Genomic DNA, 10190 nt, shown 5'->3' on the forward strand with positions numbered 1-10190 from the left:
CCGGCATCCTGCGGCCGGTCGTCACCGTCGGCGCCTCGGTGGGGCTCGTGGGGCTGCTCGGCTGGTTCGTCGTGGAGCTTCAGGGCTCCGGTGACCTGACCGGGCTCAGCGAACGGGCCGTCGCCGGGGCGCAGGCCGCCTGGCCCCTGGTGGTGGTCGTCGCTCTGCGACGTGCCAGTCAGCCGAGGCGTTCGACCAGGATGTCGAGCGCCTGGTCCCACCCGTCGTAGACGTTCTCGTCGCCCGGCTGACCGCTGTGGCCGTCCAGGTGGAACGTCATGCGCGTCTGCTCTCCGAGGTCGTCGAAGGTGACCGTGATCAGCGGCGCGTCCGCCTGGGTGTCCCCGGGGTCGGTCCACGTGAAGCTGAGCCGCTCGGGCTCGACGACCTCGCGGTAGACGCCTGCGGTCGGGTAGGTGCTGCCGTCGGGCGCGACCATCGTGTACCGGTAGGAGCCGCCCGGGCGGACGTCGAGCTCGACAGAGTCCCGTGGCGTCACGATCCCGCGCGGGTGCCACCAGGCCGCGGCCTCGTCGGGGTCGGTCCATGCGCGCCAGATCACCGCACGCGGCGCGTCGAAGACTCGGGTGATGGTGAAGGACTTCCGGTCCGTCTCAAGCATGGTCTGCCTCTCCTCGTCTCGTCCGGAGCCGCTCGTCGAGCAGGTCGAACCGCTCGTCCCACAACCGCCGGTGCGTGTCCACCCACGTCGCGACCTCGTCGAGCGGCTCGGTGCGCAGGACGCACGTGCGCCACTGCGCGGTCACGGTCCGCTCGATCAGACCGGCGTCCTCGAGCACCCGCAGATGCTGCGAGACGGCGGACCGGCTCATGGCGAACGGTGCAGCCACGTCGCCGGCGGTCGCCGGGCCGTGCTGGAGGTGCGTGAGGATYGCGCGCCTCGTGGGATCGGCGAGCGCCGCGAACACGACGCTCAACGGGTCCCGAGCTGGCATGTGAGCAACTCCTTAATTAAGGAACACCTTCAATGTAAACCCCGAACCCAGCGACGACAAGGGGGCACCACCACCCCTACCGTGTCCGGCATGGGGATCGTGCGGGTGAGCTCGTCCGTGTCGCTCGACGGGTTCAGTGCCGGCCCGGACGTCTCGGCGGACGCACCGATGGGCGTGGGCGGCGAACGTCTGCACCGCTGGCTCTTCGGCGGCGGGGGCGACCGCGAGGTGGCTGCAGACGGCACGACACCTGGCGGCGACGACGCCGCCGTCTCCGCGGATCTGTACGCCCGCACCGGCGCGGTGGTCGTCGGGCGCCGGACCTACGACATCGGCGTCGACCTGTGGGGGGACACCCCGTTCCCGGTGCCCACCTTCGTGGTGACGCACAGGGCGCAGGAGCCGCGCCCGATGACCAGCGCGTCGTTCACGTTCGTCACCGACGGCGTCGCGAGCGCGGTGGCGCAGGCCGTGACGGCGGCGGGCGACCGGGACGTCCTCGTCATGGGCGGCGCGGAGGTGGTGCGGCAGGCGCTGGCCGCGGGCGTGGTCGACGAGCTCACCCTCAACGTGGTGCCCGTGCTCCTGCACCGGGGCTCCCGGCTGCTCGACGTCGCGAGCGACCGGCACACCGAGCTCGAGCGCACGGGGCTCGTCGCCACGGCCGAGGCCACGCACCTGACGTTCCGCGTGGTGCGCTGACGAGCTACCCGCGGCTGATCGCGCGCGCGATCCGCTCGGCGTCGATCCCGAGCTCGCGGAACATCCCGCTGATCGGGTTGGTGTACCCCGTGAAGTACAGCCCGGGGGCGGAGGTCGACGTCCGCGGACCGTGCACCCGGGGAAGACCGCGGTCGTCGAGCACGTCGAGGTCACCCACCAGCGGCTCGAGCCCGCGGCGGTACCCGGTCGCCGCGATGATCACCTCGGGCGTGATCCGCGACCCGTCGGCCAGCACCACCGCGCCGTCGTCGAACGTCTCCACCGCCGCGACCGGCTCCACCCGCCGAGCCTGCACCGCCGCGATCAAGCCGACGTCCTGCAGCGGCACCGATCCCTGCCTCACCCGCGAGTACAGGCCGGTGGTCGGCCGCGGCAGGCCGAACTCCGACAGGTCGGGCACCTCGACGCGCGCGACCGCGGCGGCGACCCGGTCCACCACGGGGACGGGCAGGTGCCGCACCACGATCCCGGTGCCCTGCGCCGGCCACCCGAGGTTCGATCGTCGGACGATGTGCGGGGCCGAGCGGATGGCGAGCCGCACCCGTGCGGCCCCGCCCTCCGTGAGGTCCACGGCGATCTCCGACCCGGTGTTCCCGGCACCGACCACGAGCACGTCCTTGCCGCGGTACGGCTCGGGGTTCCGGTACGCCGAGGCGTGCACGAGCTCGCCGAGGAACGTCTCCACGCCTGGCCAGCCCGGCGGCACCGGGGTGTGGTTGTAGCCGGTCGCCACGACCACGGTGGACCCGGCGAGCTCCTCGCCCGTGGTCGACTCCAGCACCCAGCGCCCGTAGCCGGCGCGCGCGATGCGCTTGATCTCGACGCCGGTCCGCACGTCGATCCGGTGGTGCGCGGTGTAGAGCTCGAGATAGCGCACCACGTCGTCGCGGGCCACCCAGCGGCCGAACTCCCGAGGGATCGGCAGCCCCGGCAGGCTCGACCAGCGCCGGGTGGTGTGCAGGTGCAGCCGCTCGTAGTGCCGCCGCCACGACGCGCCGACGTCGTCGGACCGCTCCAGGACCAGGGAGGCGACGCCCTCCCGACGCAGTGCGGCCGCGACCGCGAGACCGCCGGGTCCGGCACCGATGACGAGGACGGCCGCGTTGCTCATGGCTCTTCCTACCGTCTCGGACGCCCGTCCAACAGCCAGTTTCAACTGAACAGTTGGTACTGTCGAATCATGGATCCGATCTCCACGGACGCGGCACGCGCCGCCCGCGACCTGCGCGTGCTGCTCGGGCGGCTCGTGCGGCGGCTCCGCGAGGTCTACGACACCAGCGCGCTCACGCCGTCGCAGCTGAGCGTGCTCAGCCGGCTCGGCACGGCCGGGCCTGCGTCGGCCAGCGACCTGGCGACCGCGGAGGGCGTGCGACCCCAGTCCGTGGCGACGATCCTGACCGCCCTCGACGCGCAGGGGCTCGTGGACCGGACCCCCGACCCGCACGACGGCCGCCGCCAGCTGGTCTCGCTGACGCCCGCCGGCCGCGAGCGCGCGGAAGGCGTCCGTCAGGTGCGCGAGGAGTGGCTGGCCCGCGCCTTCCAGGACCGCTTCACCCCCGCCGAACGCGCCACCGTGCTCGACGCCCTGACCCTGCTGGACCGGCTCACCCTCGAAAGGCCCACCCCGTGACCCTCACGACCCTCGACCCGATCACCGCCCTGGTCGTCGTCGACCTGCAGAACGCGGTGGTCGCCCTCCCCTCCGCGCACCCCACCGCCGAGGTCGTCGCACGCTCCGCCCGGCTGGCCGACGCGTTCCGCCGCAGCGGCCTGCCGGTGGTGCTGGTGCAGGCGCTCGGCAGCGCACCCGGCCGGACCGAGTCACCGCGGCGCGCAGGCGGCGGACCGGTCCCTCAGGGTGCCGCCGACCTCGTCGCGGAGCTGACCCCGCAGCCAGGCGACCACCTGATCACCAAGCGGACCCTCAGCGCGTTCCACCGCACGGGCCTCGCGGAGCTGCTGGACCGTCACGGCGTGACGCAGGTCGTCGTCGTCGGCATCGCCACGACCATGGGGGTCGAGTCGACCGCCCGCGCGGCCTACGAGCACGGGCTGAACGTCACGCTCGCGGTCGACGCGATGACGGACGGGAGCGCCGCGGCGCACGAGAACAGCGTGACGCGGATCTTCCCCCGGCTGGGTGAGACCGGGACGACCGACGAGGTCATCGCCCTGCTCGACGCCGTTCGAGCAGGGTGAGCACCTCGTAGTGCGTGGTCTGCGGGAACATGTCGAGCACCTGCGCCCGGCGGGGCCGCAGCGACGGCATCGCCTCCAGGTCCCGGGTCAGCGACGCGGCGTTGCAGCTGGAGTAGACGACGTGCCGCACGCCCGAGGTCTCCAGCCACCGGCTCAGCGCGTCGCCGATCCCCCGCCGCGGCGGGTTGACGACCACCAGGTCCGGCGCGGCGTCGGCACCCAGCGCGAACGCGGTCGCGTCGCCGGCCGCGAAACGCACGCCCGACAGGCCGAGGTCACGCGCGCTGAGCGTGGCGCTGGCGATCGCCTCGGTGCTGGTCTCGATGCCGACCACCTCGCGCCCGGGCGCCGCCACGTGCAGCGCGAACCCGCCGACCCCGCAGTACAGGTCCCACACGGACGCCGGCGCGAGCTCCTCGATCCACGCGGAGGCGTGCCGGTAGAGCGCGGCGGCCACCTCGGTGTTCGTCTGGAAGAAGCTCTGCGGGCGCAGGTGCAGGTCGATCCCGTTGACGCGCATCCGCAGGGTCTCGGTGGCGGTGAGCAGGATCTCCCGGTCACCCTCGAGCACCGCCTTGTGGTCGGGCAGGAGGTTCACGGAGGCCACGCGCAGCTGCGGCAGGGCGTCGAGGAGCCACGGCAGGTGCTTGCGGATCCGGGCGACGGGCTCCTGCGACCGCAGCACGAACCGGAGCAGGAGCTCCCCGTCCGGCGACTGCGTGACCAGCAGGTTCTTCAGCTCGCCCGTGCGCGCCGGCACGTCGTAGGGCGTGAGGGTCGCGCGGGTGACGAATGCCGCGAGCACGGGGAACGTCGCGGCCAGCGACGGGGGGTAGAGGCCGCAGCCCTGCAGGTCGACGCCGTGGCCACCGGCGTCGAGGATGCCCAGCGTGGGGTGCTCGACCGTCCCGCCGACGACCATCTTCGCCTTGTTGCGATACCCCGACTCCGGCCCGGTCACCGGCGGCAGCCACACGAGGTCGTCGCGCTCGCCGAGYAGGTTCAGGCAGTGCCGCTCCTTGTCCGCGACCTGCTCACCGTGCGGGCGTCCCATCCAGGTGCACGAGCGACAGACCCCCGCATCGAAGTAGTCGCACTGCATGCGCCGGAGCCTACGTCTCGAACGGCTCCAGCAGTCCGCGCACGTAGGACGCCTGGCCGGCATGCTGCAGGCTGTCGCCGACGATGCTGACCAGCCGCACCCCGAGCGTCACGGGCGGGTCCCAGCGCACGTCGACGACGCGGTCGAGATCCTCCGCGGTGAGCCGCCCCAGGTAGGTCTCCGTCTCGACGGCGACCGCGCGGTAGTAGCCGAGCAGCAGCTCACCCGATGCCTTGACGCGGCCCACCTCGTCGGCGCTGTGCCCGTACCCGGTGGCGGACGGGTCGAACGGCAGCGCGAACCGGTCCGCCCACCCCTGGGCCGTCCACACCTGCTCGACCCCCGCCACGTCGGCGACCTGCGCGTCCTGCCCGCGCCCCGCGTGCCAGGCGAGCCAGGCGATGGAGTTGGCCTCCGGGTAGGGCCGCAGGGCCAGCTGGTCCTCGGTCAACCCGCCCACCGCGCGGTCCAGCACCCCCTCCACGCGTCCGAACGACTCGATCAGCAGTGCGGCGACATCCATCCCTCGACGCTACGTCGCGCGTGGGTGGCACGCGCGACGATAGCCCGATGGAGTTCGATGCCCCGCTGTGGCTCTGGAGCGCGCGACGCACCGACGCCTGGACCTTCGTGAGCCTGCCGACCGAGCTCGCCGACGACGTGCTCGACCTCGTCGGCGACGGCGCCCGCGGGTTCGGGTCGGTGCGCGTCGACGTCTCGGTCGGTGCGACGACCTGGCGGACCTCGATCTTCCCGTCGACGGACACGTACGTGCTGCCCGTGAAGAAGGCGGTCCGCCGGGCCGAGCACCTCGACGTCGGCGACACCGTGCACGTGCGCCTGACGCTGGTGGACTTCTAGAGCAGGTCCGCCAGCATCGCCGCCGCCCGCGCCGCACCGTCCGTCGCGACCGGCCGGTACCGCACGTCGCGGCTGGCCTCCTTGACGATCGCCTCCGCGAGCGCGTCGGGGTCGAGCGCGTCCTCGTACGCCAGGTGGCGGCCGGCCTCGTACCGGTCGAGCCGCTTGCGCACGTGCAGGTTCTGCTCGAAGTGGTGCCGCAGCGGGACGTACACGAACGGCTTGTTCAGCGCGGTGAGCTCCATGGTCGTCGTCAGGCCGCCCTGGACCACCGCCACGTCGCACGCTGCGAGGTGGCGGAACAGGTCCGGCACGTACCCGAGCACCGTCGACCCCTCCCACGCCGGCAGCGACCCCGGGTCGATCCGCGGGCCGGTGACGAAGGCGAACCGCAGCTCCGGCGCGAGCTGGCGGACCAGCGGCACGACGTCCATGACGCGCCGCAGCAACGATGTCCCGACGCCGGACCCACCGACCGTCACCAGGCAGAGCTTCTCCTGCGGCCCGACGCCGAGCTCGGCGCGCAACCGCTCCGTGCCCTCCAGCTCCGCGGGGTCGAACCCCGTGACGTAGCCGGCGAAGTCGAAGTTCTCCTGCGTCCACGTGCGGATGCTGGGCAGCCCCGGACCGAAGTCGTCCTCGACGATGTCGTCGGGGTCGCCGACGAACACCGAGCGGTCCCGCACGCGCGCGAACCGGGCGCGGTGCTCGATCATCTCCGCGTTGTAGTCCGCCGTCAGCGCGGCCTCGCGCGGACCGCCGTCGGACATCGGGAGCCAACCGACGAAGTCCGTCATCCACGCGAACGAGAACCGCTTGAGCTCGGGGTTCTCGTGCAGGAAGTAGTCGACGTCCCACGCCTCGTCGCCGATCACCAGGTCGTAGCCGCCGTCGGCCACCACCTCGTCGAACACCATGAAGTTGTGCACCAGGATCTCGTCCATCCGGCGGATGGCCTGGAACGCGTGCAGGTCGTGCTCGCCGGCCTCGTGCTCGATATGGCCGGACTCGTTGCGCAGCCACGCCGACGCGGGGTGCAGCGTCTCGCCGTGCTGCGCTAGCACCTTCGTCACCGGGTTCTGGGCGAGCCAGTCGATCTGCAGCTCGGGCTTGCGGGCCCGCAGCTCGGCCGCGACCGCGACGTCGCGCTGCGCGTGGCCGAGACCGATCGGCGACGAGAGGTACAGCGCGCGCATCGGCCGACGGGCGGCGCGCACCCACGCCCGCCGCGGGCTCGGTGGCGTGAACCGGTCGACGAACTGCGCGATGAGGTGGTTGACCTTCACCGGGTCGCGCGCCGACGGTCCGTGCCCGGCGTGCTCCAGCAGGACCAGCTCGCCACGGGTGAGCTCGGCCAGCCGCTCGCCGAACGCGTGCGGCCGGATGCGGTCGTCGGTGCCGTGCACGACGACCACCGGGCACGTCACCTGGCGGGCCAGCGGCGCGACCGGCTCACACACCGCGCCCTCGCAGCCGAGCCGGCCCGCGGTGGTGTCCGCCAGGGTCTCCGGCGTGATCTCGTGGGCCCAGCCGATGCAGTCCTCGATCTGCTTGGTCGAGTGCGGCTCGGAGAACATCTTGTGGAAGAAGAACTCGGTGAAGTCGTCGTACCCGCCGCCGGTCCAGTAGTGCTTGTTGTACTTGGCCCAGCCCTGCGACGTGTCCAGCGGCTCGTCCCACGGCACGTGGTCGCGACCCGGGGTGGCCACGTCGAGACCGCACGACGGGGCGATCGCCATGATCCCGAGCACCCGGTCCGGGTCGCCCGCCGCCACGTGCACCGCCCACGACGCCCCGCAGGACTCGGTGACCAGCACCGCGCGGTCCGTCCCCGTGGCGTCCAGCACAGCGAGGATGTCGTCGGCGTACTGCCGGTCGGTGTACTCGGCGGCGCCCTCTGGTCGACCCGACCGACCGCTCCCGCGGCCGTCGAACGTGATCACCCGGTAGTGCCGGGCGAGGAACCCGATCTGCGCCTTCCAGAACCGCGACGGCACGATCGACCAGGTGGGGACGAGCACGACGGTCAGGGGGTGGTCCTGGTGGAACACCTCGTACGCCAGCTCGACCCCGTCGCGCGCGGTCACACCGACCACGTCGGGGTCGGCAGACCTGCTCGGGTGGATTCCCACCCGAGCAGTGTCCGCCTGGAGGCGATCCCGAGTCACGGGCGTACCTCGAACACGTTGTTGAACGGCGTGTTCGCCGCGGTGCGGAACGCCGTGAACCCGGCGGCGGTCGAGACGTCGCGGATCTTGGCCGGTCCGGCCTGCGTGCCGAGCGCCAGCCCCACGTCCTGGCTCAGGGACGCCGGCGTGCACAGCAGCGTCGAGAAGCCGTAGTACGCGCGTCCGACGGTGTTGAGGTTGTCCTCGACGCGGTCGCCCGCCATCGGCTCGACCACCATCCACGTGCCGTCCGCGGCGATCGCGTTGCGCACGTGCCGGGCAGCGCCCACCGGGTCGCCCATGTCGTGCAGGCAGTCGAACATCGCGATCAGGTCGTACCCGGAGCCGCTGAACGCCGTCGCGGGGGCCACCTCGAACGTCACGCGGTCGTCCACCCCGGCGGCCCGGGCGCGCTCGCGGGCGATGTCGATCGACGCCGCGTGGTAGTCCGAGCCGACGAAGGTGGAGTTCGGGAACGCCTTGGCCAGCAGGATCGTGGACGCGCCGTGCCCGCAGCCCACGTCCGCGACCTTGGCGCCGGCCTCCAGCTTGGCGGTGACCCCCTCGAGTGCGGGGATCCACTCCGTGAGCAGGTGCCCGTTGTACATGGTGCGGAAGAAGCGCTCACAGCCGTGGTGCACGTCGGTGTGGTGCTCGTGCCAGCCGAGGCCGTCGCCGTCGCGGGCCGCCTGGAAGATGTCGTCGGAGCCGTGCACGGTGCCCAGAGCCAGCTGGAAGAAGCCGGCCAGGTAGGCCGGGCTCGTCGGGTCCGCGAGCGCCACGGCGTGCTCGGCGGGAAGCGTGTAGCGGCGGGACGCGGCGTCGTACTCGACGTAGCCGCCGGCCGCCTGGTTGTTCAGCCACTCGCGGGCGTAGTGCTCGCTGGTCCCGGTCTGCGCGGCCAGCTCTCCGGGCGTGACGGGCGCGCCGTCCGCCATCGCGCTGTAGTAGCCCAGCTTGTCGCCCATCACCACCAGCGCGGTGTTCAGGGTGGCGCCGACCTCGTCGACGGCGCGGAACACGAAGGACATGAGCTTGTCGGGGTCGATGGTCCGCTCGGTGAACGGCAGGGTCTGGGTCATGGTGGTGCGTCTCCTCGGGAGGATGTCGGATCTGTCGGTTCCGACCCTGTCGCTGGCGTGGTGGCGGTCGCATCAGGGGACCCCCCTGGTGTGCTCCCTAGACTCGGGTGGGTGCTGGTCGGCCGGGAGCAGGAGCGTCACGTCATCGGGAAGCTGGTGGCCTCCGCGCGCGTGGGCGAGAGCGGCACGCTGGTGCTCTCCGGCGAGGCGGGGATCGGCAAGAGCGCCCTGCTCGAGGACGCCACCGCGGCCGTGACCGAGGCGGGCATGCGCGTGCTGCGGGCGGCCGGCATCGACGCCGAGCGCGAGGTGCCGTTCGGGGGTCTGCTGCAGCTGCTGCGCCCGGTGCTGGGGCACCTCGACGCGATCCCCGCACCGCAGGCGGAGGCGCTCGGCTCGGCGCTCGCCCTGGTGCCCGGGTCCGGCGGAGAACGGTTCGCGGTCGGCGCGGCCGTGCTGAGCCTGCTCAGCCGCGTGGCCGACGACGGCCCGGTCGCGGTGGTCGTCGACGACGCGCACCTCCTCGACCCCCCGTCGGCCCAGGCACTGTGCTTCGCCGCCCGACGACTCACGGCCGACCCGGTCGTCGTCCTGCTCGCGGTGCGCGACGAGGCGCCGTCGGTCGTCAGCTCGGCAGGGCTGCCCATGCTCATGCTCGGCGGGCTCGCCGACGCCGACGCCGCGGAACTGGCGGGGTCGCTGGGCCGACGCCTGCCGGACGAGGCCCGGGCCCGGTTGCTGTCAGCGACCGGCGGCAACCCGCTCGCCCTCCTGGAGCTCACGGACGAGGGGTTCGACGCGCTGCCGCCCGGTGCGCCCGTCCCCGTGCCGGCGTCGCTGGCCCGGACGTTCGCCCGCCGCGCCGACGCGCTCTCCGAGAGGGCCCGGACCGCCATGCTGGTGGCCGCGGCGGCGGGCGGCGACCTCGCGGCGATCACCGGCGCGTGCGCCCGGCTCGGTGTCTCGGTCGGCGACCTGGACGAGGCAGCGCGCGAGCAGCTGCTCACCGTCGACGCCCACCGCGTCACCTTCCGGCACGACCTGGTCCGTTCCGGCATCTACGCCGAGGCCGCCCCCGCCGCCCGGCGCGCGGTGCATG

At 72.9% G+C, this 10190-nt stretch carries 13 protein-coding genes; 6 read left to right on the forward strand and 7 right to left on the reverse strand.

Translation table 11 applies throughout. The features are described 5' to 3' along the window. The coding region (locus AC1DUQ_RS10165) for a hypothetical protein (RefSeq protein WP_477073739.1) at window positions 1-230 on the forward strand (230 nt) is incomplete at its 5' end. On the opposite strand, the gene AC1DUQ_RS10170 is transcribed toward AC1DUQ_RS10165, so the two are convergent. Together AC1DUQ_RS10170 and AC1DUQ_RS10175 are read right to left on the reverse strand one after the other, a co-directional pair. Next, the gene (locus tag AC1DUQ_RS10170) at window positions 179-622 is read right to left on the reverse strand and encodes an SRPBCC family protein (protein WP_477060709.1); all 444 of its coding nucleotides are present in this window, start codon (window positions 620-622) and stop codon (window positions 179-181) included. The two genes, AC1DUQ_RS10165 and AC1DUQ_RS10170, sit on opposite strands and share 52 nt — an antisense overlap. Next, the gene (locus AC1DUQ_RS10175) at window positions 615-956 is read right to left on the reverse strand and encodes an ArsR/SmtB family transcription factor (RefSeq protein ID WP_175348501.1); all 342 of its coding nucleotides are present in this window, start codon (window positions 954-956) and stop codon (window positions 615-617) included. Before AC1DUQ_RS10175 ends, AC1DUQ_RS10170 begins: the two co-directional genes overlap by 8 nt. A gap of 90 nt (window positions 957-1046) precedes the next feature. Between AC1DUQ_RS10175 and AC1DUQ_RS10180 the strand changes: the two genes are divergently transcribed. Further along, window positions 1047-1658 (forward strand): dihydrofolate reductase family protein, encoded by a 612-nt coding sequence (locus AC1DUQ_RS10180; protein ID WP_477060708.1) that lies wholly within the window; start codon window positions 1047-1049, stop codon window positions 1656-1658. 4 nt (window positions 1659-1662) lie between these two features. Here the strand turns inward: AC1DUQ_RS10180 and AC1DUQ_RS10185 are convergent, their stop codons facing one another. Beyond that, on the reverse strand, window positions 1663-2790 hold the full coding sequence (locus tag AC1DUQ_RS10185) for a flavin-containing monooxygenase (protein WP_477060707.1): 1128 nt from the start codon (window positions 2788-2790) through the stop codon (window positions 1663-1665). A 69-nt stretch (window positions 2791-2859) separates the two neighbouring features. On the opposite strand from AC1DUQ_RS10185, the gene AC1DUQ_RS10190 reads away from it, so the two are divergent. Beyond that, a complete protein-coding gene (locus tag AC1DUQ_RS10190; RefSeq protein WP_477060706.1) occupies window positions 2860-3309 on the forward strand; it encodes a MarR family winged helix-turn-helix transcriptional regulator in 450 nt (149 codons plus the stop codon). After that, on the forward strand, window positions 3306-3878 hold the full coding sequence (locus AC1DUQ_RS10195; RefSeq protein ID WP_477060705.1) for an isochorismatase family protein: 573 nt from the start codon (window positions 3306-3308) through the stop codon (window positions 3876-3878). The genes AC1DUQ_RS10190 and AC1DUQ_RS10195 overlap by 4 nt, the downstream gene beginning before the upstream one ends. Here the strand turns inward: AC1DUQ_RS10195 and rlmC are convergent. Continuing rightward, entirely contained in the window at window positions 3844-4980 is a 1137-nt protein-coding gene (gene rlmC / locus AC1DUQ_RS10200) for a 23S rRNA (uracil(747)-C(5))-methyltransferase RlmC (protein WP_477060704.1), read from the reverse strand. The genes AC1DUQ_RS10195 and rlmC overlap by 35 nt on opposite strands. Before the next feature lie 10 nt (window positions 4981-4990). Further along, a complete protein-coding gene (locus AC1DUQ_RS10205; RefSeq protein ID WP_477060703.1) occupies window positions 4991-5503 on the reverse strand; it encodes a mycothiol transferase in 513 nt (170 codons plus the stop codon). A 47-nt stretch (window positions 5504-5550) separates the two neighbouring features. On the opposite strand from AC1DUQ_RS10205, the gene AC1DUQ_RS10210 reads away from it, so the two are divergent. Then, entirely contained in the window at window positions 5551-5841 is a 291-nt protein-coding gene (locus AC1DUQ_RS10210) for a DUF1905 domain-containing protein (RefSeq protein WP_477060702.1), read from the forward strand. Here AC1DUQ_RS10210 and AC1DUQ_RS10215 read toward each other — a convergent pair. Together AC1DUQ_RS10215 and AC1DUQ_RS10220 are read right to left on the reverse strand one after the other, a co-directional pair. Next, window positions 5838-7973 carry an alpha/beta fold hydrolase gene (locus AC1DUQ_RS10215; protein ID WP_477060701.1) on the reverse strand — a complete coding sequence of 712 codons (2136 nt, stop codon included), beginning with the start codon at window positions 7971-7973 and terminating at the stop codon, window positions 5838-5840. The two genes, AC1DUQ_RS10210 and AC1DUQ_RS10215, sit on opposite strands and share 4 nt — an antisense overlap. A 32-nt stretch (window positions 7974-8005) precedes the next feature. Next, on the reverse strand, window positions 8006-9091 hold the full coding sequence (locus tag AC1DUQ_RS10220) for a class I SAM-dependent methyltransferase (RefSeq protein WP_477060700.1): 1086 nt from the start codon (window positions 9089-9091) through the stop codon (window positions 8006-8008). A 111-nt stretch (window positions 9092-9202) separates the two neighbouring features. Between AC1DUQ_RS10220 and AC1DUQ_RS10225 the strand changes: the two genes are divergently transcribed. Continuing rightward, window positions 9203-10190: AAA family ATPase (locus tag AC1DUQ_RS10225; protein ID WP_477073740.1), on the forward strand; the 988-nt coding region annotated here is incomplete at its 3' end.

It is taken from the genome of Cellulomonas sp. P4_B5_2, assembly GCF_056402235.1.

Coding starts and splice junctions, on each gene's coding strand:
- AC1DUQ_RS10180 (WP_477060708.1), top strand. CDS start 1,047: ATGGGGATCGTGCGGGTGAGCTCGTCCGTGTCGCTCGACGGGTTCAGT.
- AC1DUQ_RS10205 (WP_477060703.1), bottom strand. CDS start 5,503: ATGGATGTCGCCGCACTGCTGATCGAGTCGTTCGGACGCGTGGAGGGG.
- AC1DUQ_RS10170 (WP_477060709.1), bottom strand. CDS start 622: ATGCTTGAGACGGACCGGAAGTCCTTCACCATCACCCGAGTCTTCGAC.
- AC1DUQ_RS10185 (WP_477060707.1), bottom strand. CDS start 2,790: ATGAGCAACGCGGCCGTCCTCGTCATCGGTGCCGGACCCGGCGGTCTC.
- AC1DUQ_RS10190 (WP_477060706.1), top strand. CDS start 2,860: ATGGATCCGATCTCCACGGACGCGGCACGCGCCGCCCGCGACCTGCGC.
- AC1DUQ_RS10210 (WP_477060702.1), top strand. CDS start 5,551: ATGGAGTTCGATGCCCCGCTGTGGCTCTGGAGCGCGCGACGCACCGAC.
- AC1DUQ_RS10220 (WP_477060700.1), bottom strand. CDS start 9,091: ATGACCCAGACCCTGCCGTTCACCGAGCGGACCATCGACCCCGACAAG.